Source organism: Mycobacterium sp. NGS29 (assembly GCF_059812965.1).
The window spans coordinates 29,457-52,594 of record NZ_JCALDR010000010.1; the positions used below are offsets into that span (position 1 = coordinate 29,457).

Sequence of the window (23,138 nt, forward strand, 5' to 3'; positions counted from 1 at the left end):
GGGTCGGGCGCGGCAGTGCGCCGCCGGGCGGGCGGGGACGGCGGGGACGGCGGGGTCAGGCGTGCCAGCTCGACCAACGGCACACGGTCACCGCGATCACCGGGCCATCCAGCGAAACGGACTGGTACTGCGGATATTTGGCCCGCAGCAGTCGAAATCCGGTGTCCAGTGACTCGCCGTCGCGGGCAATGGCCGCGGTGCCGTCGGCGCGCACCCACCACAGCCGGGTCCAGTCGTCGTCGTAGTGGTCGACGAGCAGACTGACGGCCGGGTTGGTCTCGATATTGGTCAACCGTCGCAAGCGCCGGGTGGTTTTCGGCTTCGCGTCCACCGCGGTATAGACAACACCGGAATGCAGCGCGAAGACCACCGGCACCAGGTGGGGAACACCCTGCGCGCTCACCGTCGCCAGCCGCGCGACCGGGGAACGCGCAAACCACGCCACGGGGTCGAATTCCACCGGCTCAGCTTAGGAGGTGACGAGAGTCACCTTCTGGTTTGGCAATTGCGCTTTGAGCGGAAATTAGGGTCGCAGTTTCCCCGATTCCTTGCCTGACCACCGTATTAAATGGGTATCTGGAATACGGTGGTGCCAGACAAGGCCGCCGCCCGGACCCTTGGGCTGGGACAATTCGGCTGTTTTCCGACGCAGGAGGTTCTTCACCGATGAGCAAATTGCGCCACCGTTCGCTGGGGTGGATGGTCGCCGTATTGGTCCTGCTCGGATTGGGCCTGGCGATCCCGCCCGGACCCGCGCAGGCCGCGCCGTTCAAACACTTTCCCGCCAAACCGCTTGACCCCGCGGCCACCGTCGCCCAGGTGAGTCCGCAAGTGGTCAACATCAACACGAAATTGGGTTACAACAACGCGGTGGGTGCCGGGACGGGGATCGTCATCGACTCCAACGGCGTGGTGTTGACCAACAATCACGTGATCTCGGGCGCCACCGACATCAGCGCATTCAGCGTCGGCGACGGGCGCACCTACGGCGTCGACGTGATCGGCTATGACCGCACCCAGGACATCGCGGTGCTGCAGCTGCGTGGCGCCGGCGGCATCCCGACCGCAGCAATCGGCGGACCGGTGAGCGTCGGCGAACCGGTGGTGGCGCTGGGCAACACCGGCGGACAGGGTGGCGCGCCGCGCGCGGTGACCGGCAAAGTGATCGCGGTCGGCCAAACCGTCCAGGCCTCGGACGCGCTGACCGGCGCGGCCGAAACGCTGAACGGACTGATCCAGTTCGACGGCGCGATCGCCCCCGGTGACTCCGGCGGGCCCGTGGTCAACAGTGCCGGGCAGGTGGTCGGCGTCAACACGGCCGCCTCGGAGAACTTCCAGTTGCAGGGCGGGCAGGGCTTTGCCATCCCGATCGGGACCGCAATGGGCATTGCGAACCAGATCCGCAGCGGCGGTGGCTCACCCACCGTGCACGTGGGGCCGACGGCCTTCCTGGGCCTGGGCGTCGTCGACAACGGCGGCAACGGCGCGCGGGTGCAACGGGTGGTTGGCTCCGCCCCGGCAGCCTCGGTCGGGATCGCCAACGGTGACGTGATCACCGCGATCGACGGGGTGCCGATCAACTCGGCCACTGCCCTGTCCGATGCGCTCACGCCGCGCCACCCCGGGGATGTCATCTCGATCAGCTTCACGTCCAAGTCCGGAGTCGCACGCACCGAGAACGTGACACTGGCAGAAGGGCCACCCGCGTAGGCGGACAGGTCCTCTCGGGTTGCAACACGCCAATTCTTTTGGTATTGAACGGGATTCGCTGTCACCTGGGCCACATGTTTTCTTAACGACGGGCGTCGGGTACACGTGGCATCGTGGAATTGATGAACGACGAGAGAGATGCCGTCCGGCACGATCCCGCGCACGATCCCGCGGAGGGCAGTCACGTCGAGGGGGGTGTGGTCGAGCACCCGACCGCCCAGGACTTCGGGAACGCCGTTGCGTTGCCCGAAGACCCCACCTGGTTCAAGCACGCGGTGTTCTACGAGGTGCTGGTCCGGGCTTTCTTCGATTCCAACGCCGACGGATCCGGTGACCTGCGCGGCCTGATCGACCGCCTGGACTATCTGCAGTGGCTCGGTGTCGACTGCCTGTGGCTGCCGCCGTTCTACGACTCACCGCTGCGCGACGGCGGTTACGACATCCGCGATTTCTACAAGGTGCTGCCCGAGTTCGGCACCGTCGAGGACTTCGTCGCCCTGATCGACGAAGCGCACAAGCGGGGCATCCGGGTGATCACCGACCTGGTGATGAACCACACATCGGATTCGCATCCGTGGTTCCAGGAGTCCCGGCGCGATCCCGACGGGCCGTACGGCGACTTCTACATGTGGAGCGACACCAGCGAAAAGTACACCGACGCCCGCATCATCTTCGTCGACACCGAGGAGTCGAACTGGACGTTCGACCCGGTGCGCCGCCAGTTCTACTGGCACCGGTTCTTCTCCCACCAGCCGGACCTGAATTACGACAGTTCGGCCGTGCAGGAAGCGATGATCGACGTGTTGCGCTTCTGGCTCGGTCTGGGCATCGACGGGTTCCGGCTGGACGCGGTGCCCTACCTGTTTGCCCGCGAAGGCACCAACTGCGAAAACCTGCCGGAGACCCACGCCTTCCTCAAGCGGTGCCGCAAGGTGGTCGACGACGAATACCCGGGCCGGGTGCTGCTGGCCGAGGCCAACCAGTGGCCGGCCGACGTGGTCGAGTATTTCGGCGACCCCAGCACCGGCGGCGACGAGTGCCACATGGCGTTCCACTTCCCGCTGATGCCGCGCATCTTCATGGCGGTGCGCCGCGAGTCCCGCTTCCCGATCTCGGAGATCCTGGCCCAGACGCCGGCCATCCCGGACATGGCGCAGTGGGGCATCTTCCTGCGCAATCACGACGAGCTGACGCTGGAGATGGTCAGCGACGAAGAGCGTGACTACATGTACGCGGAGTACGCCAAGGATCCGCGGATGAAAGCCAACGTCGGCATCCGCCGCAGGCTGGCTCCGCTGCTGGAGAACGACTTCAACCAGATGAGGTTGTTCAACGCGCTGCTGCTGTCGCTGCCCGGATCGCCGGTGCTCTACTACGGCGACGAGATCGGCATGGGCGACGTGATCTGGCTTGGTGACCGCGACGGGGTGCGCACCCCGATGCAGTGGACGCCGGACCGCAACGCGGGTTTCTCGACCGCCAACCCGGGCCGGCTCTACCTGCCGACCAGCCAAGATTCCGTGTACGGGTACCAGGCGGTCAACGTCGAGGCGCAGCGCGACACCTCGACATCGCTGCTGAACTGGACCCGCACCATGCTGGCGGTGCGCCGCCGCCACGACGCGTTCGCCATCGGGTCATTTCACGAACTCGGCGGATCCAACCCCTCAGTGCTGGCCTACGTGCGCGAAGTGCCCCGCGAGGACCGGGACAACGACGTCGTCCTGTGCGTGAACAACCTGTCGCGGTTCCCGCAGCCGATCGAACTGAACCTGCAGCAGTGGAACAACTACACACCCGTCGAGCTGACCGGCCAGGTGGAATTCCCGCGGATCGGGCACCTGCCGTACCTGCTGACGCTGCCGGGCCACGGGTTCTACTGGTTCTCGCTGTCGCTGATTGAGGAGGACCATGACTCGCACCGGTGATGCAGCCCAGCTGCCGTGGTCGGAATGGCTGCCGCAGCAACGCTGGTACGCGGGCCGCAACCGGCAACTGTCGAGCGCCCGGCCCGGGGTCGTCGTGCCGCTGCGGGACGACCTGGAATTGGTGCTGCTCGACGTGGCATATACGGACGGCTGCACCGAGCGCTACCAGGTGATCGTCGGCTGGGACGCCGAACCCGTCTCGGAGTTCAGCGACCAGGCCACCATCGGGGAGGTCGGTACGCACACCGGTTTCGATGCGCTCTATGACGGCGCCTCGCCCCGCTTCCTGCTCTCGTTGATCGACGCCTCGGAGGTCCGCGGCTCCGCGGCCGCCCAGGTGAGGTTCATCGGGGAACCGGATGTCCAGCTGCCGCTGGACGCCTACCCCAGAGTGTCCGATGCCGAGCAGAGCAACACCAGCGTGATCTTCGACCGTGCCCCAGCCGCCATCTTCAAGGTGTTCCGGCGGGTCAGCCCCGGCATCAACCCCGACGTCGAGCTGAACCGAGTGCTCGGTCGCGCCGGGAACCCGCACGTGGCTCGGCTGCTCGGCAGCTACGAAATCGGCGCTCAGGACGCGTCCGCGGACGCGACGTCCCCGTTGGGCATGGTGACCGCCTTCGCCGGCAACGCGGCCGAAGGCTGGGCCATGGCCACCGCCAGCGTGCGGGATTTATTCGCCGAAGGCGACCTGTACGCCCACGAAGTCGGCGGCGATTTCGCCGGCGAGTCCTATCGGTTGGGGGAAGCGGTGGCGTCTGTGCACGCCACGCTGGCGGAGGCCCTGGGCACGTCGCAGGCGCCGTTCCCGCTGGAGCACATGCTGTCGCGGCTGTCGTTGTCGGTCGCCGCGGTGCCGGAACTGGCGCAATACGCCTCGACGATCCAGGAGCGGCTCGGCAAGCTCGCCGACGAGCAGATCACCGTGCAGCGGGTGCACGGCGATCTGCACCTGGGCCAGGTACTGCGCACCCCGGAGAGGTGGTTGCTGATCGACTTCGAAGGCGAGCCGGGCCAACCGGTGGCCGAGCGGCGGGCACCGGATTCGCCGATGCGGGATGTGGCGGGTGTACTGCGGTCGTTCGAATACGCCGCCTACGGTCCGCTGGTGGATCAGGGTGGTGACAAGCAGCTGGCCGCGCGGGCCCGGGAGTGGGTCGGACGCAACCGCACCGCCTTCTGCGACGGCTACGCCGCCGCGTCGGGGACCGACCCGCGCGACTCGGCGCTGCTGCTGGCTGCCTACGAACTCGACAAAGCGGTGTACGAGACCGGGTACGAGTCGCGGCACCGTCCCACCTGGCTGCCGATTCCGCTGCGCTCGATCGCGCGCCTGACCACCGCCTGAGATGCGGCGTTAGGCCCGATCGCGGCCGCTCTGGAAGCATGGGGCGGGTGCAGAAAGAAATGTATGACAGCGAGGCCAGGTTGGCCTGGCTGCTGGCCGCGCTGGCCGGGGTGCTGGGCGCCACCGCGTTCAGCCACTCCGAGGGCTACTTCGTCACCTTCATGACCGGCAACGCGCAGCGGGCGGTGCTGGGGGTCTTCCGCGACGACGTCTGGCTGTCCATCACCGCCGGGACGCTGTTGCTGTGCTTTCTCACCGGCGTCCTGGTGTCCTCGATCTGCCGGCGGCGGTACTGGGCGGCCCACCCGCACGGCCCGACCGTGCTGACGACGTTCGCGCTGCTTTCCGCGACCGGTCTGGACATCGTCCTGGGCGGCTGGGAGGAAACCATGCTCGACTTCGTGCCGATCATGTGTGTGGTGTTCGGGGTCGGCGCGCTGAACACCTCGTTCGTCAAGGACGGTGAAGTGTCGGTGCCGTTGAGCTATGTGACCGGGACATTGGTCAAGATGGGCCAGGGCATCGAACGGCACATGGCCGGCGGACAGATCGAGGACTGGTTCGGATACTTCATGATGCTGGCCACTTTCATGGCGGGCGCCGCGATCGGCGGCGCGATCAGCCTGGTGGTCAGCGGGACGCAGATGCTGGCCGTCGCCGCATTCGTCTGCGCGGTGACGACCTGTTACACCTACCTGCACGCTGATCGGCGTGGCCTGCTGGACAACAGAGCGTGAAAAAGAAACATCGGCAGCAGCGCTGGCCGTAGCGCTGCTGCCGATGTGGTCTCGGGCGGATCAGGCCCCTTGCCCAGGCACCGCGGGCGGGGCGGCCGGTGCCGCCGGTGGCGGCGCGTTCACCGCGGTGAGTACCTGCAGCATGTCGGGTTTCATCGCCATCAGTTGCTGGTTCCAGTAGTTCCATGAGTGGGTCCCGTTGCTCGGGAACTGGAACACCCCGTTGCGTCCGCCGTTGGCCGCGTAGGTCTGCTGGAACTGCTGGTTGGTGCGCAGGGTGAGGCCTTCGAGGAACTTCGCCGGCATGTTGTCCCCGCCGAGGTCGCTGGGCGTGCCGTTGCCGCAGTAGACCCAGACCCGGGTGTTGTTGGCGACCAGGCGGGGGATCTGCACCATCGGGTCGTTGCGCTTCCACGCCGGGTCGGTGGACGGCCCCCACATGCTGTTGGCGTTGTAGCCGCCGGAGTCGGTCATTGCCAGGCCGATCAGCGTCGGCCACCAGCCCTCGGACGGGTTGAGGAAGCCCGACAGCGACGCGGCGTACGGGAACTGCTGCGGGTAGTAGGCGGCCATCACCAGCGCCGAACCGCCCGACATGGACAGGCCCACGGCCGCGTTGCCGAACGGCGACACACCCTTGTTGGCCTGCAACCAGGTGGGCATCTCCCGGGTGAGGAAGGTCTCCCACTTGTAGGTGTAGCCCTGGCCGTTGCCCTGCGACGGCTGGTACCAGTCGCTGTAGAAGCTGGACGTGCCGCCCACCGGCATGATCACCGACAACCCGGACTGGTAGAACTCCTCGAAGGCGGGGGTGTTGATGTCCCAGCCGCTGTAGTCGTCCTGGGCGCGCAGGCCGTCCAGCAGGTAAACCGCGTGCGCCCCGCCGCCCTGGAACTGCACCTTGATGTTGCGGCCCATGGCCTGGGACGGGATCTGCAGCGTCTCCACCGGAAGGCCGGGCCGGGAGAATGCCTGCGCCGGAGCCGATCCGCCGACCACGCCGACGAGACCGGGCAGCAGCGCGGCGCCCACCGCCGCGACAGCCAGGTTGCGGGGCATGGTTTTGGCTGCGCCTCGCAGATTTCGCATCTTTGCCAAGAACGACATCGCTAACCTCATCCCAACTGCTCGTCTGCCGCTCACCGCGGTGGAATCTGTTCTCGGCGAGTGAAACACAAGCGGCAGACGCAACTCAGGCGTCGCGGCCGTAACCTTGGGTCGCGGTTGGCTAACGGTTGAGTGTCGGGCCGGACAAGCCGGTGACGAGGTCGCGAAACCGTAACGATCGATTACCGGATCAGCCGTGGCATCTTGTGCTCAGGCCGTGCCAGGGCTAGGTGACCAGTCGACGCAAAACCTTTGACGCCGCAACGATTCCGATCACCGGAGCGATCAGCAGCACGGCGACGTCGACGAGGTGGAAGGGAGTGCCGATCAGCAACGCCCGCAGTACGTCGACCTCGTAGCTCAGCGGGTTGATCTTGCTCAGCACCCGCAGCCAGGACGGCATCACGTCGACCGGATAGAGGGCGTTGGAGGCGAAGAACAACGGCATGGTGATGGCCTGGCCGAGCCCCATCAACCGGTCGCGGTTACGGACCAGACCCGCCAAAGTCATTGACAGACAAGCGAAGAAGGCAGCACCGAGCATGACCGCACCCATCGCCGCCAGGATGCGCAGTGGGTTGGCCGTCAGGCCGATGTTCATTGCGTAAGCCAGCACCAACACGCCGACGATCTGGGCCACCGAGCGCACGCCGGCGGCGAACGATTTGCCGGCGATCAGGGCCGAGGCCGGTGCCGGGGTCACCATCAGCTTGGCCAGCACGCCCGCGTCGCGATCCCAGATGATCTGAATGCCATAGAAGATCGAGATGAACAGCGCCGACTGGGCGATGATTCCCGGGGCCAGGAACGCGAGGTAGGACACGTGGCCGGTGTCGATGACACGCAGGTGGCTGAAGGTGGTCCCGAAAATGAGCAGCCATAAGGCGGGCTGCACCATCCGCGTCACGAGTTCGGTGCGATCGTGCTGCAACTTCTGCAATTCGACGATCGCGAAGGCCCCGACGCTGCTCGCGGTCGCCCTGACCCGGTCGATGCCGCGTGGGGCGCGTACCGGATGGGCGGTGGCAGGGGGACAGTCCCGGTCAACCGACATGACGGTCAGCCCTTCTGCTGGAACGGATTTCACGGGGAGTGGTGGCTTCGGTGTGCAGATCTGAGGCGGCGTAGTGACGGAACACATCCTCGAGGGTGGCATCGGGTGAGACCTTGGCCTTCAGCTCTGCGGGTGTTCCGATCGCCTGCAGCGCGCCGTGGTGCATCAGTGCGACGCGATCGCACAGCGTGTCCGCCTCCTCCATGTAGTGCGTGGTCAGCAGCACGGTCATGCCGAACTGCTCCTGCATGCTCCGCACCTGCGTCCAAACCCCATCGCGCGCAATGGGATCGAGTCCCACTGTCGGTTCGTCGAGCACCAGCAGCGAGGGTCGATTGACCAGGGCCTGTGCCACTTCCAGTCGCCGCACCATGCCTCCGGAGTAGCTGGAGGCCAGTTTGTCGGCGACGTCGAGCAGGTTCATCGCGTCCAGCGCCTGCTCCACGCGCTCGGAGCGCTCGCGACGGGGCACTCCGTACAACCGGGCGAACCACTGCACATTCTGCCGGCCGGTCAATGCCGTTTCAATCGAAAGCTGTTGTGGCACATAGCCGATGTTGCTTCTGATGTCGATGGTCTGACGTCGGGCATCCATCCCGAAGATATAGAGTTCGCCGTCCTGAACCGGCGCCAGCGTCGTCAACACCCGCACCACGGTGGTCTTGCCGGCGCCGTTGGGGCCCAGCAGGCCCATCGTCTCACCGGGGTGCACCCCGAAGGTGACGTCGTCGACGGCGATGTCCTGGCCGTAGCGGTAGGTCAGGTGCCGGCAGTCGATCGCCTGGTTCATGTGTCCCGCTCCCGCAGCCGTCTGGTCATGTCTTCGAGGACTTTCAGCCCGTTGGCCAGTACCCCGATCTGGTCTTCGTCAAGCTCGGCGAGCAGGTCGGTGAGCACGGCCCGACGCGTCTGCGCGGTCGCGTCCATCACCTGCTGAGCCGACTCGGTGAGCCGCAACCGGCTGACCCGACGGTCGGCGGGGTCAGCGGTCCGCTCCAGTAGGCCGGCGCAGGACAGTTTGGTCACCAGGGTGGACGCGGTGTTGGGCATCAGGCCGAGTTCGGCGGCCGCAGTGCTGACCGAGACCCCCGGACGGTGGGTGACCAACCGCAACAGCTCGGCCTGAGACTCCGAAAGCTGTCCGGGTGCGTAACCGGTGCCGGCGGAACGCCGCAGCTGGCGGCGGAACCTGCCCAGGATCCGCGGGATATCGGCAGTGAGGTCGGTCTGTGTGTCCACTGCCGTCCAGAATACCTCTGTAGCCGAGCTATCTAGTAATGCGATGCAGCACCACCTCGTGCAGCGCGCCCCGCGCGACCGTGGCGGTCAGGTAGGTGCAGTGTGGTTGCCGGCGCCGATCCGTCGGCGAGCCCGGATTGAGCAACCGCAGCCCGCTGGCCGTGGTGGTGTCCCAGGGGATGTGGCTGTGCCCGAAGACCAACACGTCGGAGTCGGGGTAGAGCCGCGACATGCGCGCCTCGCGACCTGCGGTCGCACCCGTCTCATGCACGACCGTGACGTGCAGCCCGGCCAGCTGCGCGTCCGCCCGCTCCGGCAGCCGGGACCGCAGCTCGGGGCCGTCGTTGTTGCCCCAGCACGCCAGCAGCCGTGCGGACCTGGCCTCGAGTCGGTCCAGCAGGTCCGGGGTCACCCAGTCGCCGGCGTGGATGACCACATCGGCCTCGTCGACCGCGTCCCACACCTGCGCCGGCAGGTCCCGCGCCCGTTTGGGGACGTGCGTGTCGGCGATCAGCAACAGGCGCATAAGTTCTATGCATACCCCGACGAGAGGATGGATCCATGCGTACGTTCGAGTCCGTCAACGACCTCGCCGCCGCCGCGGGTGAGGACCTCGGGCACAGCGACTGGGTGACGATCAGCCAAGAAGAGGTCAACCTGTTCGCCGATGCGACCGGTGATCACCAGTGGATACACGTCGACCCGGAGCGGGCCGCCAAGGGGCCGTTCGGCACCACCATCGCCCACGGGTTCATGACCCTGTCGCTGCTGCCGCGGCTGCAGCACCAGATCTACACCGTCAATGGCATCAAGCTGGCGATCAACTACGGCCTGAACAAGGTTCGTTTCCCGGCCCCGGTGCCCGTCGGGTCCCGCGTGCGGGCGGCGGTCACGTTGGTCAGCGTCGACGACTTGGGTGAAGGCACCGTCCAGGCCACGTTGTCGACCACGGTGGAAGTTGAGGGTGCGGCCAAGCCGGCCTGCGTGGCCGAAAGCGTGGCGCGCTACATCTCCTGACCGCGAGCAGACGCAGAATCGCACGTGGGAGCCATGAACAGTGCGATTCTGCGTCTGCTCGCGGGTGGGAAAGGATCAGAATTCGGCGACCGCGTGTTCCAGGCGGGCAGCCAGCCTGGCCTCCGCTTCGGCCTTACGGGTCGGGATGTGCTGCGACGGGAACGGCGTCGTCACCGGCTGGTATTCCCTGAGCGTGCGACGGGCCACCGTCATCTTGTGCAGCTCGGTGGCGCCGTCGGCGATGCCCAGCGATTCCGCCGCCACCAGCATCTTGACGAAGGGCATCTCGTCGGAGACGCCGAGTGCCCCGTGCAGATGCAGGGCGCGCTGCGCGACGTCGTGCAGTACCTGAGGCATCGCCACCTTGACCGCCGCGATGTCGCGCCGCACCTTCTGATAGTCGTGGTGCTTGTCGATCAGCCACGCGGTCCGCAGCACCAGCAACCGGAACTGCTCGATCTGGATCCAGCTGTCGGCGATCTTCTCCTGGGTCATCTGGAAGTCCGACAATCTGCCATGCCTGGTCCTGCGTGACACCGCCCGCTCGCACATCATGTCGAAAGCCTTGCGGGACAACGCGATTGTGCGCATCGCATGGTGGATGCGGCCACCACCCAGCCGGGTCTGCGCAATCATGAACGCCTGACCTTCACCGCCGAGCACGTGATCGGCCGGTACCCGGACGTCGTTGTATCGCACGTAACCGTGGCTGGCTCGCTTGGACGACTCGGCGCCCACGCCGACATTGCGGATGATCTCGATGCCCGGCGTCTCGGCCGGCACGATGAACAACGACATCTTCTCGTAGGTGCGGCCCTCGGGGTTGGTGACCGCCATGACGATGAAGAACGACGCGTGCCTGGCGTTGCTGGAAAACCACTTCTCGCCGTTGATGATCCAATCGTCCCCGTCCCGGGTGGCAGCGGTGACGAACAGGCCGGGGTCCGAACCGCCCTGCGGTTCGGTCATCGAATAGCAGGAGGTGATCTCGCCGTCCAGCAACGGCTGCAGGTAGCGCGCTTTCTGATCGTCGGTGCCGAACAGCGCCAGGATCTCGGCATTCCCCGAATCCGGTGCCTGACAACCGAACACCGACGGCGCCCAGCGCGAACGTCCCAGGATCTCGTTCAGCAGCGCGAGTTTGACCTGGCCGAAGCCCTGGCCGCCCAGCTCGGGGCGCAGGTGTGCAGCCCACAGCCCCTGGTCCTTGACCCGCTGCTGCAGCGGCCGCAGGATCGCCATCATCTCATCGTTGTTCTTGTCATACGGATCGAGTGCGACCAGGTCGAGCGGCTCGAGTTCGGTCACCATGAATTCTTCGACCCAGTCCAGTTTCGCCTGGTATTCCGGGTCGGTTTCGAAGTCCCACACCGTTGGCCACCGTTCCCCGGCGCTGCGGTGCACCGGCCTTGTCGTTGGAGCCACCCCATCGTAAGGGCCTTGCTAGCGTCGACAGGGTGACTCCCCAGGTGCGCCCAGCGCGCAGAGCCGATGTTCGCGAACTGGGACGGACGTTGGGCCGCGCGTTCTTCGACGATCCCATCTCGGTGTGGCTGCTGCCCGACGACGACGCGCGCCGCCGCCACCTGCACCGGATGTTCGCCACCATGACCCGGCACCACCATCTGGCGCACGGTGGCGTGGAGGTGGCCACCGACGGGCCGGGCATCGGCGCGGCGGCCCTGTGGGACCCGCCGGACAAGTGGCGCGAATCGCGCCGGGCGGAGCTGGCGCAGATCCCGACCTTCCTGCGGGTGTTCGGCTTCAACACCGGACCGGGCCGTCGGCTCCAGGAGCTGATGAAGCGGGTGCACCCCGAGGAGCCGCACTGGTATCTGGCGGTCATCGGCAGCGACCCCAGCGTCCGGGGGCAGGGGTTCGGCCAGGCCCTGATGCGGTCGCGGCTGGAGCGCTGCGACGCCGAATACTGCCCGGCCTATCTGGAGTCGTCCAAACCCGAAAATGTGCCGTACTACGAACGTTTCGGCTTCACCGTCACCGGTGAGATCAAGGTTCCCGACGGGGGACCGAGCCTGTGGCCGATGTGGCGCGACCCGCGCTGAGCGGGTTTAGCCGCGGTGGTCATGGGCAACCAACTGCGCATGCAAGGCGGCCCCGACGAGACCCTGAGCCCACAGGAGTCGACTGACTCCGACGAACTGCGCAACGACGACGGCGACACCGTCGTCGACCCGCCCGATCAGTGGAGTGAGGCCGACAAGTTCGGCATGACCCCGCGGGAGGAGCGGGAAGGGGAATCGCTGGACCAGAAACTGGCCGCCGAGGAACCGGATCTGATCCGGCCCGGGTCGGCCGGCACCGGCGAAGGCGGGCTGTCCGGTGGTGTGCACCGGGGTCAGGTGGACGGCACCCCCGAAGACGGTGATTCGCTCTACACCGTCGTGGAGGAATGACTCAGGGGCTGGATTTCCACCCGGCCACCCCGATGGCGACCATGCGCAGTTGCTTGACCGCGATCCGGTGAATCTCTTCCAACGCTTCGTTGCTCTGAGCGTCCTCGATCGCTTCGGCGGTGACGATCATCGCGTTGACGAACAGGCTGGCCAGCACGTTCAGATCCTCGGTGCTCCACTCGTTCAGCCGCGGAAAACGCGCCAGGTCGGTGGCCAACTCCGAGGTGATCAACCGGATCTCGGTGCGAATCGCGTAGCGCAGCACCGACAATCCGGTGGATCGTTCCCGGGAGATGAACCGCCAGTGCTCGCGCTTCTCGGCGACGCTGGCGATCAGGATCTCGACCGATGACTCGATGACCCGGTTGGGGTCCAGCTTCCCGGCCCGCGCGCCCCGCAGCGTGTCGCGCAGGCTGCGGAATGACTCGTCGATGAGCACCAGTCCGAGCGCCTCCATCGACTCGAAATGGCGGTAGAACGCGGCCGGCACAATGCCCGCTTCCCGGGTGACCTCGCGCAGGCTCAGGGCGCTGAAGCTGCGGTCGTTGAGCAGTTTGAGTGCCGCGGCGACGATGGCGCGCCGGGTCGCCTCCTTGCGTTCCTCGCGTGACGGGCTGTCCCGCACCCGGTCGCGGACCCTATCCGGGCTGGTGCGCCGGGAGTGTGAGCTAGGAGTACGACCGTTCACTATGTGAACCGTACCACAAGGCCGATGAAAACCCTTGACCACCTGCATCAACGGATGTCACGGTGTACATATGTTCACTCAAACTTTCACTCGGACGATCGCCAAGCGGGTCCTGAGATCCGACCTGGTCGACCTGCTCACCGGTCCGCACGGCGTCGACCGGTACACCGAGCTCGTCACGCCGACCTGGACGTCGGGCGAAGCCCGCGCCAAGGTGGTCGATGTGCGGCGGTCCACGCCGCGCAGCGTCACCCTGACGCTGGCCCCGAATCCCGCCTTCACCGAGCGCCACACCGTCAAGGCCGGACAGTTCGTCAACGTCACGGTCGAGATCGACGGCCGCATGCACTCCCGGTGCTACTCGCCGGCCAACGTCGAGGGCAGCACCCAACTCGAGTTCACGGTCGGCGTCCACGACGGCGGTCTGGTGTCGACTTTCCTCTATGAGCAGGCCCGTCCCGGCCTGGTAGTCGGCTTGGACGGGGTCGGTGGTGACTTCGTATTGCCTGAGCAGCGACCGAACCGGATCCTGTTCGTCTCCGGCGGTAGCGGCATCACGCCCGTGCTGGCCATGCTGCGCACCCTGGTCGCCGAAGGCCACCCGAACCACCGGGGCACCGAACTCGCCTTCGTGCATTACGCCCGCACCGCCGAGGAAGCCTGCTACCGCGACGAGCTGGCCACGATGCCCGGAGTGCGGGTGTTGCACGGTTACACCCGATCCGGGGCCGGCGACCTGGACGGCCGGTTCGGCGCCGAGCACCTGGCGGCGGCGATGACAGCGCCCGACGCGGTGTTCGTCTGCGGGCCAACCGCTTTGGTCGATGCCGTGCGGGAGCACTGTGCAGCGGCCAACTGTGAAAACGTGTTCACCGAAAGCTTCGTGCCGCCGGTGATCGCGGCACCGGCCGCCCCGACGGGTGGTCGAGTGGTCTTTGCGGAGAGCAACGTCGACGTCGCCGACGACGGCCGCTCGATTCTGGAGCAGGCCGAAGCGGCCGGTCTGACACCGCAGAACGGCTGCCGGATGGGCATCTGCCACACCTGCACCCGCCGCAAGACCTCCGGGACCGTACGAAACCTGGTCACCGGCGCTGTTTCCACCGCGCCCGACGAGAAGGTGCAAATTTGCGTCACCGCCCCCGTCGGCGACGTCGAGATCTCCCTCTGACCGCCCTGCCACCACGGAATACAGAAGGAAAAGCCATGTCACAGAACAAGATCAGCCTCACCAAGGAACAGGCCGACGCCTTCGGCCGCGAGCTCGACACCATCAAGGAACGCGTGATGGCCGACCTCGGCGAAGAAGACGCCGAATACATTCGCAAGGTCATCAAGCTGCAGCGCAGCCTCGAAGTCGGCGGGCGGGCGCTGCTGTTCCTGCCGCCGTTCTGGCTGTTCGGCACCGGCATGCTGGGCATCGCCAAAATCATGGACAACATGGAGATCGGCCACAACATCATGCACGGTCAGTACGACTGGATGCGTGACCCGACGATCTCCGGCCGCGACTTCGAGTGGGACACCGCCTGCCCGGCCGACCAGTGGCGACACTCGCACAACTACATGCACCACACCCACACCAACATCGTGGGAATGGACCGCGACATCGGCTACGGCATCATCCGGATGAGCGAGGACCAGCCGTGGGAGCCCTACTTCCTGGGCAACCCTGCTTACGCGTTCCTGCTGATGGTGCTGTTCCAGTACGGCGTGGCGCTGCACGAGTTGGAGACCGAACGGATCCGCGCCGGTGAGATCAAGCTGCGCGACAAGCGCGAGACGCTCAAGGAGATCTGGAAGAAGACCCGCCGGCAGACGCTCAAGGACTACGTCGCCTTCCCCCTGCTGGCCGGCCCGTTCGCGCCGTTCGTCCTCTCCGGCAACCTGACCGCCAACCTGATGCGCAACGTGTGGTCGTACATGATCATCTTCTGCGGGCACTTTCCGGACGGCACGCAGGAATTCACCGTCGAGGAGACCCGGGACGAGAGCCGCGGCCAGTGGTACTTCCGGCAGGTGCTGGGTTCGGCGAACCTGACCGGCGGCAAGGTCTTCCACCTGCTGTCGGGCAACCTGTCCCACCAGATCGAGCACCACCTGTTCCCGGACATGCCGGCCCGCCGCTACGCCGAGATCGCCCCGGAGGTGCAGGAGATCTGCGAGCGCTACGGAATCCCGTACAACAAGGGTCCGCTGTTGCAGCAATTCGGCACGGTGGTCCGCAAGATCGTGCGGCTGACCTTCCCTGACTCGTGGAAGTTCGGGTCCCGCACCAAGGCTCCGGCGCCCGCTGAGCCAGAGCTGGTGGCTGCCTGATTCTTCACCAGCCTGTACTGGTGGCGCCGAGACTGCGGCCAGGGTGTGTCACCCGATATCGGGTCACCCTGGTCGCAGTCTCGAACTGGCACCGACGTCTAGTCGGTTTCGGTAGGTGCGTCCGAGAGCTTTACCAGCTCGACCTCGGGCCGCGCCGGTACCCCGTCGGCCAGGAACCAGCGAAAGGCCAGATTGCCACGCGGGTAACCCAGCGTCGTCAACGAATTCGGGTGTCCGGTCACCTCATTGGACAACACGACGGTCACCGACCCGTCACTGTTGGGCACGGCGCTGTGGCCGTTGACCGAACAGCGGATGTCGGGGCCCTCCGAGGCGCCATAGGTTGCCATGAACTGGTTCCACACCACCAGGTTCCAGAACCGGCACGACGGGGGCCGGTGCGTGATCACGAGTGCCTCGTCGTCGTCGAGCACGAAACTGCCGTAGGCGTAGCACGCGTCGCGTGCCGACCAGCCGAAGTTGGCATCAGGCACCTGATAGGGATCGGCGAATTGGTTTGCCGCATAACCTACTTCGTGTCCCAGCGCATGCTCGTCCGCGGCCCGGGCGCCCACCGCCAGCGGTACGATCGCGAACATGGTGCGCAGCCAGGTGGTCGCTGCCCGTAACCGCGCCGCGGTCTCGGCGTCCCCGTGCCGGATCGGTTCCGGCGTGTCCAGCGCCTCGATCTCCCAGGTGACCGGGCGACCGGTGGACGGGTCGGCCTGGTAGTCCCTGGTCATCAGTACAGCAGCGCCGGGCGTCGGTGGGAACTCGAAACTGAAGTTGCCGTCGGCGTCCACGTCGAGGTCGGTGTCGCGCACGATCGAGACCACCCGGTCCGACCAGGCGCCCGGCGAGGGTTCGTTGTAGGCGGTCAGCGAAAAGTACACGCTGTCGCCCTTGTTGCCGCTGATCCGGTAGCGCCGCTGCGGGTCCACCGGACAGCAGAAGTAGTAGGCATCGGTGTTGTCGCCACCCCAGCGGCGATCGCGGCGAAACGGCGTGTTGACCGCGAAGAACTGCGGGCGCCCGGGTTCGGTGAACAAATAGGTGTCCAGCGCGACTCCGAGCGTGGTGGCCAGCATGCGGTAGCCGTCGGCGATGTGGCGGTCGTCGGTGACGGCCTTGTCGCCTTCGAGGAAGCCGCGGTCCAGCTCGCCGAGGGTGGCCAACAGGTCTTTCCAGGCCGCGGTCGACTCGTGTGTCATGCGCCGATTCCTTCCAGGAGCAGTGTGGTGGTGCGTTCGACCCAGGCATCGTCGAGTGCGGTGATCCGGGTGAGCAGGGCGATCAGGGTCAGACCGGCGATCGCCTCGGCAAGTTCGGTGGCGGATACGTCGGGACGGACCTCGCCGCGGGCGACGGCACTGTGCAGGCGCCCGGCCAGTCCGCCGGCGAAGATTCCGGCGAACCGGTCCAGCAGTGCCGAATGCAGCGTCGGGTCGGCGGCCATCTCCGCGACCAGTACGGGCAGCGCTGCCCGGGCCGCCGGTGTGGTGAGTACCGCGGTGGTGCGCCGCACCATCTCGCGCAGATCGTCGGAAAACGTTCCGGTGTCCGGGATTTCGGTCGCAGCACCGATCGGGAACACCGCCTCGTGCACCAGATGGGCCTTGCTGGCCCAGCGCCGATAGATGGCCGGCTTGCTGGTGCCGGCCCGTTCGGCGATCACCGAGACCAACAGGCCGGGATAACCGGTTTCGGCGAGCAGTTCAACGGTCGCGTTGAGCACCGCCGCGTCGATGCGCGGATCACGGGGACGACCCAGATCTAGAACCATTACGAAACTCAAAGTAACATAATTCGGCGTGACCCGCCTCGACGATCTAGAGCAGCCCCGGTTCAGCGCCGAGGCCCAGCCGATCCTGGACATGATGGCCGCGATGGCCGCGAACTGTCCGCTGGATTCCGACGCACTGCACGCCCAGGCCAGCGCCGACACCGGCCTGGTCGATTTCGGCCCCGACGACTACCGCGAACGCCTCGACGTCTACCTCGCCGCGGTGCGCGACATCGACGGCCTGCACGACGCCGGAGTCGTCAACTTCTACGGCCAACTGCTGCAAATGCTCAAGAACCGGCTGCTGCTCACCGACCTGACGAGCCGTCATCCTGAGATCGACGACATCGAACTGCACTCGCCGGTGGTGATCGCGGGCCTGCCCCGGACCGGCACCACCCACCTGCACAACCTGCTGGCAGCGCCACCCACCTTCCGCACCATGCCGTACTGGGAGAGCAACGAGCCGTTCCCGTTGCCTTCCGAAAGCGGTATCGAGGAGCGCCGGGCGCGGATGGACGTTGCGGTCAGCGTGATCGACCTGGTCATGCCGCATTTCGCGCTGATGCACGAGATGACCACCGACCACGTCCACGAGGAGATCCAGCTACTGGCCAACGATTTCTCGACCATGCTGTTCGAGACGCTCGGTCACGTGCCGCGCTGGCGCGACTACTACCAGACCCACGACCAGACGCCGCACTACCGCTACCTCGCCCGCCAGCTCAAGGCGATGCAATTCCTGCGCGGCGGGCGGCGCTGGCTGCTCAAGTCCCCACAGCACCTCGAGCAGGTGCCGGTGCTGGACCGGGTTTTCCCGGACAGCATCGTGGTGTTCACCCACCGCGACCCGGTGCCGGTGGCGTTGTCGATGATTGCGATGATCACCTACTCGGCGCGGATGCACCGCTCCCCGGTGCCGGTGCACCAGATCGCCGAATACTGGATCGAACGCCTCGATCGCATGCTCAGCGCCCTGGTCCGCGACCGCGACATCTTCGGGCACGACCGGTCCATCGACGTCCGATTCGACGACTTCATGGCCGACGAAGTGGGCATCGCCAAACGGATCTACGCGCTGGCCGACCAACCGTTCACCGACGAGGTGCGCGCCGCCGTCGCCGGCTACCTGTCTGGTCACCAGCGGGGGCGCCTGGGCAGTGTCGAGACGTCATTCGAGATGTTCGGATTGGACGAAGCAGACCTGCGCGAACGCTTCGCGCCCTACGTGGAGCGGTTCCTGCAGTAGGTTCTGTCAGATGGTCACCATGCCCGAACTTGAAGGCGTTGAACACCGGTTCGTCGACCTGGGCGACGGAGTCACCATCCATGTGGCGGATGCCGGCCCGGCTGACGGTCCGGTGGTGATGCTAGTGCACGGATTTCCGCAGAACTGGTGGGAATGGCACGCGCTGATCGGGCCGTTGGCCGCCGACGGTTACCGCGTGCTCTGCCCCGATCTACGCGGGTCGGGCTGGAGTTCGGCGCCGCCGACCCGGTACCTCAAAAGCGAGCTGGCCGACGACCTGGCCGGCCTGCTGGACGCGCTGGCTGTCGAGCAGGTCACGCTGGTCGCGCACGACTGGGGCGGGCCGGCCGCGTTCATCATGATGCTGCGTCATCCGGAGAAGGTGACCGGCTTCTTCGGCTGCAATACGGCAGCGCCCTTCGTCAAGCGCGACCTCGCTGCGCTGGGCAAGCTCTGGCGGTTCTGGTATCAGATTCCGATCTCGCTGCCGGTGATCGGCCCGCGATTGATCAGCGACCCCAAGGCCCGCTACGCCCGCATGCTGGCGTCCTGGGTGGGCGGCGGTTTCAGGCTGCCCGAGGAGGACATGCGCCTCTACCTCGAGTGCATGACCGAGCCGGGTCACGCGGAGGCCGGGTCGCGCTGGTACCGCTCGTTTCAGCGCACCGAAATGCTGCGCTGGTCGCGCGGCGAATACAAAGATGCCCGGGTGGACGTTCCGGTCCGCTGGCTCACCGGCACGGAGGATCCGGTGATCACCCCCGACGGCACCAACGGATACGAAGACCACATCAGCGATTTCGCCGTGGAGCTGGTGCCTGGCGTCGGACACTGGATCGTGGACCAGCGCCCGGATCTGGTGCTGAACCGGCTGCGCGCATTCCTCAGGGCTTGACCAGGATCCGGATCGGGTTGCCGTCCTGGCGTTCCAGCTTCGCAATGCCCAGGGCGATGTCCTCGAGCGCCACGATTTCGCTGATCGAACGTGAAAGATCAAGGCGCCCATAGGAAACCAGCTTCGCCAAGGTTTCGATATCGACGTTCTGGTAGCCGAGGTGGCCGAGTACCTGCTTGCGGGTGAGCCCGAACATCGCGGTGGGGCCCACCGTCGGTGACTCGGCGCTCATCCCGACACCGACCAGCCGGCCGCCGGCGGTCAGCGCGTCCAGGCCCTGCTCGAAGGTCGCCTTGAGCCCGACTGCGTCGAATGCGACGTCCAACATGCGGCCGCTGGTGACCTCGGCGATCTTGTCCCGCAGGGCCTCGTCGCGGGTGTCGAACGCAAAGTCTGCGCCGATCTGCAGCGCGCGTTCCAATACCGCGGGGTTGATGTCGAGCGCGATCACCGGCACCGCGCCCACCAACCGGGCGAGCTGGACGATGTGGGTGCCCACGCCGCCCACGCCCCACACTCCCACCGATTCGCCGACGGCCACCTTGCCGGTGCGCACGACCGCACCGAACGGTGTCGACACCGCGTCGGCCAGAATCGCCGCCTGCTCCAGCGGCACGTTGTCCGGAACCCGGGTCAGGCCGGCCGCCTGCGCCACCGTGTATTCGGCCCAGGCGCCGTCATAAGCGAAGGCCATCAACTGAATTCGCAGGCAGTTCACCACGTCTCCGCGCCGGCAGTTCGGGCATCGCAGGCACGGCCGGCCGGCGGCGACCACCACCCGGTCGCCCTCGGCCCAGCCGGTCACCCCCGGACCGAGTTCGGCGATGGTGCCCGACGCTTCGTGGCCCTGGGTGACCACCGGCGCTTGGGCCGGAAAGGTTCCGTTGATCAGGCTCAGGTCCGAGTGGCAGATGCCGCAGAAGGCCACCTTCACCAGCACTTCGCCGGGTCCGGGCTGGGGCACTGGAACATCTTCCAACGCAACGGTTTTGGTGTCGGCATAGAAGCGCTCGGCGCGCATGGTGGCGGGCATACTTACCGAACCTAGTGCCGGGGTCCGAGCAAAGCGACAGACGCGTCGATCGCCGGCGCCACGATGTCCCGGACCGGCCGGCCGTCCTCGACGGCCAGCGCGACCAACTCCCGCAGGCCACCGACCAGGATCACCGCCAGCGGCCAGGTCAACGGAGGCAGCTCCGCCCGCCGGAAACCGGGGCTGCTGCTGAGGCTGATCAACAAGTTCGTCAACAGCTCCAAGCCCTGCCGCTGCACGGGCCGGGCCTCGTCACCGAGGTACGGCAGTTCCCGGATCCAGCTGAGCGTCAATGCGGGACGGGCCTCGATGTGGCCGACGTAGCCTTCGACGGCCTGGCGAATCTGCTGATGCCAGTCGGCGTCCGGATCGACCGCGACGCGGATGTCCTCGGCCATCACCCCGAATTGCACCTGCAGCAATTCCAGGAAGCACTGCTCCTTGCTGGGGAATTGGTCGTAGAAGGTGCGCTTGGAGGTGCGCGCCGCACTGACGATGTGCGCGACGGTGGTGGCGCGGTAGCCACGCGCTGCGATGGAGTCGGCAAGTCCGTCCATCAGCCGGAGCCGGAACGGGTCGGGCCCGGCCAGTGCCGTGTCGCCGGCCGTAACCGTCACGTCCGACCCGCCCTTCGCGCTTGTCATGGTTGGTACCACAGAGTACCGTACCGGGATAGAGGCGTGGTACGCCGCAGTACCGCGTAGGGAGGGATGACTCGATGAGCGCCGACGCGATCAGCGACGTGATGGTGACGACCCCCGCACCGCGGCTGCCACCGGCAGTCCGGGCGCCCAAATTCGTGCAGGGGCTGGGTTTTGCCGTCCGCCGCCGGCAGTTCATGGACAGCATGGTCCGCCGGCACGGCAGCGTGTTCACCGTCCGCATCCCGGTATTCGGCCACGTGGTGGTGGTGTGTGAGCCGCAACTGGCCAAACAGATCTTCACCACCAGCCCCGAGGAACTGGGCAACATCCAGCCGAACCTGAGCCGGCTGTTCGGTTCCGGCTCGGTGTTCGCCCTCGACCGTGACGACCACCGCCGCCGGCGCCGCCTGCTGGCGCCGCCGTTCCACGGCAAGGCCATGAAGAAATACGAAACGATCATCGAAGAAGAGGCCTTGCGCGAGACGGCGAACTGGCCGCAGGGTCGGCACTTCGCGACGTTGCCGTCGATGAACCACATCACCCTCAACGCCATCCTGCGCGCGATCTTCGGCGCCGACGGTGCCGAACTCGACGAGCTGCGCCGCATCATCCCGCCGTGGGTCACCCTCGGCTCGCGGATGGCGCTGATGCCGCAGACCAAGCGCGACTACGGTCGCTACAGCCCGTGGGGCCGGCTGGCCAACTACCGGCGGCAGTACGACATCGTGATCGACACACTCATCGAGGGCGAGCGGACCGACCCGAACTTCGAGAACCGCACCGACGTGCTGGCGCTGATGCTGCGCAGCACCTACGACGACGGATCGGTGATGTCGCGCAAGGACATTGCCGACGAGCTGCTCACCTTGCTGGCCGCTGGCCATGAGACCACGGCGTCGACGCTGGCCTGGACGTTCGAGCGGGTGACCCGGCACCCCGAGGTGCTGGCCGCGCTGGTCGAGGAAGCCGACGCCGGTGGCAGCGAGTTGCGTCAGGCGACGATCCTGGAAGTCCAGCGGGTGGGCAACGTGATCGACTTCGCCGCGCGTCAGGTGCACGCGCCCATGTATCGACTGGGTCAGTGGGAGATACCCCGCGGCTACTCGATCCTGACCAGCATTTCGCAGATCCACACCAATCCCGAGGTGTTTCCTGACCCGGACCGCTTCGACCCGTACCGCTTTGTGGGGAACAAGCCGAACCCGGCGGCGTGGATACCGTTCGGCGGCGGCACCCGGCGCTGCGTCGGGGCGGCCTTCGCCAATATGGAGATGGACGTGGTGTTGCGAACGGTGTTGCGCGAGTTCAGCTTTGCGACCACCGATGCGCCGGGGGAACGCTCGCACAACCGCGGCGTCGCGTTCGTCCCGAAGGACGGCGGCCGCGTCGTGGTGCACCGGCGCCGATAGCTACTGATTTGCCTCAGCGCGGCGCGGCAGCTTCCAACCGGGCCGCACGAAGTGACAGGTGTAACCGTTGGGATAGCGCAGCAGGTAATCCTGGTGCTCGGGTTCGGCCTCCCAGAAATCGCCGACCGGGCTGACCTCGGTCACCACCTTGCCCGGCCACAGACCGGAGGCGTCGACGTCGGCGATGGTGTCCAGGGCGATCCGCTTCTGCTCCTCGTCGACGTAGTAGATCGCCGAGCGGTAACTCAGCCCGCGGTCGTTGCCCTGCCGGTTCTTCGTCGTCGGGTCGTGGATCTGGAAGAAGAACTCCAGCAGCGTGCGGTAGTCGGTGACCGACGGGTCGTAGACGATCTCGACCGCCTCGGCGTGCGTGCCGTGGTTGCGGTAGGTCGCGTTGGGGACGTCGCCACCGCTGTAGCCGACCCGGGTGGAGATCACGCCGGGCTGCTTGCGGATCAGATCCTGCACTCCCCAGAAGCAGCCACCGGCAAGAACGGCTCGTCGGGTGCTCGTCATCTCAGTCCTCCCTCGCAAGAATCCCCAGGCTACACTCCGCCCGTGAGG

The 23,138-nt window shown here is 66.5% G+C and carries 25 protein-coding genes; 12 read left to right on the plus strand and 13 right to left on the minus strand.

Annotation, left to right across the window (positions count from 1 at the left end; genetic code table 11):
* Positions 1–55: 55 nt before the first annotated feature.
* Positions 56–460 carry a TIGR03668 family PPOX class F420-dependent oxidoreductase gene (locus tag AC5Y5Z_RS15080; protein WP_463827882.1) on the minus strand — a complete coding sequence of 135 codons (405 nt, stop codon included), beginning with the start codon at positions 458–460 and terminating at the stop codon, positions 56–58.
* Between the two features lie 206 nt (positions 461–666).
* Here AC5Y5Z_RS15080 and AC5Y5Z_RS15085 point away from each other — a divergent pair, with 206 nt between their 5' ends.
* From AC5Y5Z_RS15085 to AC5Y5Z_RS15100, 4 genes are all read left to right on the plus strand, one after another.
* Positions 667–1,710 carry a S1C family serine protease gene (locus AC5Y5Z_RS15085; RefSeq protein WP_463827883.1) on the plus strand — a complete coding sequence of 348 codons (1,044 nt, stop codon included), beginning with the start codon at positions 667–669 and terminating at the stop codon, positions 1,708–1,710.
* Positions 1,711–1,832: 122 nt separating this feature from the next.
* Positions 1,833–3,638, plus strand: coding sequence for a maltose alpha-D-glucosyltransferase (gene treS, locus AC5Y5Z_RS15090; protein WP_499925961.1), 1,806 nt, complete (start codon positions 1,833–1,835; stop codon positions 3,636–3,638).
* Complete coding sequence (locus tag AC5Y5Z_RS15095) at positions 3,622–4,986, plus strand: maltokinase N-terminal cap-like domain-containing protein (protein WP_499925963.1); 1,365 nt, start codon at positions 3,622–3,624, stop codon at positions 4,984–4,986. The genes treS and AC5Y5Z_RS15095 overlap by 17 nt, the downstream gene beginning before the upstream one ends.
* A gap of 38 nt (positions 4,987–5,024) precedes the next feature.
* Positions 5,025–5,723: a YoaK family protein gene (locus AC5Y5Z_RS15100; protein WP_499925965.1), complete on the plus strand. Its 699-nt coding sequence runs from the start codon at positions 5,025–5,027 to the stop codon at positions 5,721–5,723.
* 60 nt (positions 5,724–5,783) lie between these two features.
* On the opposite strand, the gene ag85C is transcribed toward AC5Y5Z_RS15100, so the two are convergent.
* From ag85C to AC5Y5Z_RS15125, 5 genes are all read right to left on the minus strand, one after another.
* Positions 5,784–6,830 (minus strand): diacylglycerol acyltransferase/mycolyltransferase Ag85C, encoded by a 1,047-nt coding sequence (ag85C, locus tag AC5Y5Z_RS15105; RefSeq protein ID WP_499925967.1) that lies wholly within the window; start codon positions 6,828–6,830, stop codon positions 5,784–5,786.
* A 226-nt stretch (positions 6,831–7,056) separates the two neighbouring features.
* Positions 7,057–7,884, minus strand: coding sequence for an ABC transporter permease (locus tag AC5Y5Z_RS15110; protein ID WP_499925969.1), 828 nt, complete (start codon positions 7,882–7,884; stop codon positions 7,057–7,059).
* Positions 7,874–8,674, minus strand: coding sequence for an ATP-binding cassette domain-containing protein (locus AC5Y5Z_RS15115; RefSeq protein ID WP_473138846.1), 801 nt, complete (start codon positions 8,672–8,674; stop codon positions 7,874–7,876). Before AC5Y5Z_RS15115 ends, AC5Y5Z_RS15110 begins: the two co-directional genes overlap by 11 nt.
* Complete coding sequence (locus tag AC5Y5Z_RS15120; protein ID WP_499925972.1) at positions 8,671–9,123, minus strand: MarR family winged helix-turn-helix transcriptional regulator; 453 nt, start codon at positions 9,121–9,123, stop codon at positions 8,671–8,673. The genes AC5Y5Z_RS15115 and AC5Y5Z_RS15120 overlap by 4 nt, the downstream gene beginning before the upstream one ends.
* A 28-nt stretch (positions 9,124–9,151) precedes the next feature.
* A complete protein-coding gene (locus AC5Y5Z_RS15125; protein ID WP_463827891.1) occupies positions 9,152–9,649 on the minus strand; it encodes a metallophosphoesterase family protein in 498 nt (165 codons plus the stop codon).
* A 35-nt stretch (positions 9,650–9,684) separates the two neighbouring features.
* On the opposite strand from AC5Y5Z_RS15125, the gene AC5Y5Z_RS15130 reads away from it, so the two are divergent.
* The gene (locus tag AC5Y5Z_RS15130; protein WP_463827892.1) at positions 9,685–10,140 is read left to right on the plus strand and encodes a MaoC family dehydratase; all 456 of its coding nucleotides are present in this window, start codon (positions 9,685–9,687) and stop codon (positions 10,138–10,140) included.
* Between the two features lie 75 nt (positions 10,141–10,215).
* On the opposite strand, the gene AC5Y5Z_RS15135 is transcribed toward AC5Y5Z_RS15130, so the two are convergent.
* The gene (locus AC5Y5Z_RS15135) at positions 10,216–11,511 is read right to left on the minus strand and encodes an acyl-CoA dehydrogenase family protein (RefSeq protein ID WP_463827893.1); all 1,296 of its coding nucleotides are present in this window, start codon (positions 11,509–11,511) and stop codon (positions 10,216–10,218) included.
* Positions 11,512–11,597: 86 nt separating this feature from the next.
* Here AC5Y5Z_RS15135 and AC5Y5Z_RS15140 point away from each other — a divergent pair, with 86 nt between their 5' ends.
* Complete coding sequence (locus tag AC5Y5Z_RS15140) at positions 11,598–12,203, plus strand: GNAT family N-acetyltransferase (protein ID WP_463827894.1); 606 nt, start codon at positions 11,598–11,600, stop codon at positions 12,201–12,203.
* 21 nt (positions 12,204–12,224) lie between these two features.
* Entirely contained in the window at positions 12,225–12,554 is a 330-nt protein-coding gene (locus AC5Y5Z_RS15145; protein ID WP_499925975.1) for a hypothetical protein, read from the plus strand.
* 1 nt (position 12,555) lies between these two features.
* Here AC5Y5Z_RS15145 and AC5Y5Z_RS15150 read toward each other — a convergent pair whose 3' ends face one another.
* Entirely contained in the window at positions 12,556–13,242 is a 687-nt protein-coding gene (locus AC5Y5Z_RS15150; protein ID WP_463827896.1) for a TetR family transcriptional regulator, read from the minus strand.
* A gap of 70 nt (positions 13,243–13,312) precedes the next feature.
* Here AC5Y5Z_RS15150 and AC5Y5Z_RS15155 point away from each other — a divergent pair, with 70 nt between their 5' ends.
* Positions 13,313–14,413, plus strand: a complete 1,101-nt coding sequence (locus AC5Y5Z_RS15155) for a ferredoxin reductase (RefSeq protein ID WP_463827897.1) — start codon at positions 13,313–13,315, stop codon at positions 14,411–14,413.
* 35 nt (positions 14,414–14,448) lie between these two features.
* On the plus strand, positions 14,449–15,561 hold the full coding sequence (locus AC5Y5Z_RS15160) for a fatty acid desaturase family protein (protein WP_463827898.1): 1,113 nt from the start codon (positions 14,449–14,451) through the stop codon (positions 15,559–15,561).
* A gap of 98 nt (positions 15,562–15,659) precedes the next feature.
* On the opposite strand, the gene AC5Y5Z_RS15165 is transcribed toward AC5Y5Z_RS15160, so the two are convergent.
* Together AC5Y5Z_RS15165 and AC5Y5Z_RS15170 are read right to left on the minus strand one after the other, a co-directional pair.
* Entirely contained in the window at positions 15,660–16,772 is a 1,113-nt protein-coding gene (locus AC5Y5Z_RS15165) for a DUF1214 domain-containing protein (RefSeq protein WP_499925977.1), read from the minus strand.
* On the minus strand, positions 16,769–17,344 hold the full coding sequence (locus AC5Y5Z_RS15170) for a TetR/AcrR family transcriptional regulator (protein ID WP_499926150.1): 576 nt from the start codon (positions 17,342–17,344) through the stop codon (positions 16,769–16,771). The genes AC5Y5Z_RS15165 and AC5Y5Z_RS15170 overlap by 4 nt, the downstream gene beginning before the upstream one ends.
* A 91-nt stretch (positions 17,345–17,435) precedes the next feature.
* Between AC5Y5Z_RS15170 and AC5Y5Z_RS15175 the strand changes: the two genes are divergently transcribed.
* On the plus strand, positions 17,436–18,593 hold the full coding sequence (locus AC5Y5Z_RS15175; RefSeq protein ID WP_499926152.1) for a sulfotransferase family protein: 1,158 nt from the start codon (positions 17,436–17,438) through the stop codon (positions 18,591–18,593).
* 10 nt (positions 18,594–18,603) lie between these two features.
* Positions 18,604–19,488: an alpha/beta fold hydrolase gene (locus AC5Y5Z_RS15180; protein ID WP_499925979.1), complete on the plus strand. Its 885-nt coding sequence runs from the start codon at positions 18,604–18,606 to the stop codon at positions 19,486–19,488.
* Here the strand turns inward: AC5Y5Z_RS15180 and AC5Y5Z_RS15185 are convergent.
* Entirely contained in the window at positions 19,478–20,521 is a 1,044-nt protein-coding gene (locus AC5Y5Z_RS15185; protein ID WP_463827901.1) for a zinc-binding dehydrogenase, read from the minus strand. The genes AC5Y5Z_RS15180 and AC5Y5Z_RS15185 overlap by 11 nt on opposite strands.
* An 11-nt stretch (positions 20,522–20,532) precedes the next feature.
* The gene (locus AC5Y5Z_RS15190; RefSeq protein ID WP_499926154.1) at positions 20,533–21,138 is read right to left on the minus strand and encodes a TetR/AcrR family transcriptional regulator; all 606 of its coding nucleotides are present in this window, start codon (positions 21,136–21,138) and stop codon (positions 20,533–20,535) included.
* Between the two features lie 128 nt (positions 21,139–21,266).
* On the opposite strand from AC5Y5Z_RS15190, the gene AC5Y5Z_RS15195 reads away from it, so the two are divergent.
* Entirely contained in the window at positions 21,267–22,574 is a 1,308-nt protein-coding gene (locus AC5Y5Z_RS15195) for a cytochrome P450 (RefSeq protein WP_499926156.1), read from the plus strand.
* On the opposite strand, the gene msrA is transcribed toward AC5Y5Z_RS15195, so the two are convergent.
* The gene (msrA, locus tag AC5Y5Z_RS15200; RefSeq protein WP_499925981.1) at positions 22,575–23,090 is read right to left on the minus strand and encodes a peptide-methionine (S)-S-oxide reductase MsrA; all 516 of its coding nucleotides are present in this window, start codon (positions 23,088–23,090) and stop codon (positions 22,575–22,577) included.
* Positions 23,091–23,138 lie beyond the last annotated feature (48 nt).

What these genes read in the sequence shown, in the direction of transcription:
- AC5Y5Z_RS15155 (WP_463827897.1), top strand. Translation starts at nt 13,313, where the DNA reads ATGTTCACTCAAACTTTCACTCGGACGATCGCCAAGCGGGTCCTGAGA.
- AC5Y5Z_RS15175 (WP_499926152.1), top strand. Translation starts at nt 17,436, where the DNA reads ATGATGGCCGCGATGGCCGCGAACTGTCCGCTGGATTCCGACGCACTG.
- AC5Y5Z_RS15095 (WP_499925963.1), top strand. Translation starts at nt 3,622, where the DNA reads ATGACTCGCACCGGTGATGCAGCCCAGCTGCCGTGGTCGGAATGGCTG.
- AC5Y5Z_RS15115 (WP_473138846.1), bottom strand. Translation starts at nt 8,674, where the DNA reads ATGAACCAGGCGATCGACTGCCGGCACCTGACCTACCGCTACGGCCAG.
- AC5Y5Z_RS15185 (WP_463827901.1), bottom strand. Translation starts at nt 20,521, where the DNA reads ATGCCCGCCACCATGCGCGCCGAGCGCTTCTATGCCGACACCAAAACC.
- AC5Y5Z_RS15130 (WP_463827892.1), top strand. Translation starts at nt 9,685, where the DNA reads ATGCGTACGTTCGAGTCCGTCAACGACCTCGCCGCCGCCGCGGGTGAG.
- AC5Y5Z_RS15085 (WP_463827883.1), top strand. Translation starts at nt 667, where the DNA reads ATGAGCAAATTGCGCCACCGTTCGCTGGGGTGGATGGTCGCCGTATTG.
- AC5Y5Z_RS15170 (WP_499926150.1), bottom strand. Translation starts at nt 17,344, where the DNA reads ATGGTTCTAGATCTGGGTCGTCCCCGTGATCCGCGCATCGACGCGGCG.
- AC5Y5Z_RS15165 (WP_499925977.1), bottom strand. Translation starts at nt 16,772, where the DNA reads ATGACACACGAGTCGACCGCGGCCTGGAAAGACCTGTTGGCCACCCTC.
- AC5Y5Z_RS15195 (WP_499926156.1), top strand. Translation starts at nt 21,267, where the DNA reads ATGGTGACGACCCCCGCACCGCGGCTGCCACCGGCAGTCCGGGCGCCC.
- AC5Y5Z_RS15180 (WP_499925979.1), top strand. Translation starts at nt 18,604, where the DNA reads ATGGTCACCATGCCCGAACTTGAAGGCGTTGAACACCGGTTCGTCGAC.
- msrA (WP_499925981.1), bottom strand. Translation starts at nt 23,090, where the DNA reads ATGACGAGCACCCGACGAGCCGTTCTTGCCGGTGGCTGCTTCTGGGGA.
- treS (WP_499925961.1), top strand. Translation starts at nt 1,833, where the DNA reads ATGAACGACGAGAGAGATGCCGTCCGGCACGATCCCGCGCACGATCCC.
- AC5Y5Z_RS15145 (WP_499925975.1), top strand. Translation starts at nt 12,225, where the DNA reads ATGGGCAACCAACTGCGCATGCAAGGCGGCCCCGACGAGACCCTGAGC.
- AC5Y5Z_RS15160 (WP_463827898.1), top strand. Translation starts at nt 14,449, where the DNA reads ATGTCACAGAACAAGATCAGCCTCACCAAGGAACAGGCCGACGCCTTC.
- AC5Y5Z_RS15110 (WP_499925969.1), bottom strand. Translation starts at nt 7,884, where the DNA reads ATGTCGGTTGACCGGGACTGTCCCCCTGCCACCGCCCATCCGGTACGC.
- AC5Y5Z_RS15100 (WP_499925965.1), top strand. Translation starts at nt 5,025, where the DNA reads ATGGGGCGGGTGCAGAAAGAAATGTATGACAGCGAGGCCAGGTTGGCC.
- ag85C (WP_499925967.1), bottom strand. Translation starts at nt 6,830, where the DNA reads ATGTCGTTCTTGGCAAAGATGCGAAATCTGCGAGGCGCAGCCAAAACC.
- AC5Y5Z_RS15125 (WP_463827891.1), bottom strand. Translation starts at nt 9,649, where the DNA reads ATGCGCCTGTTGCTGATCGCCGACACGCACGTCCCCAAACGGGCGCGG.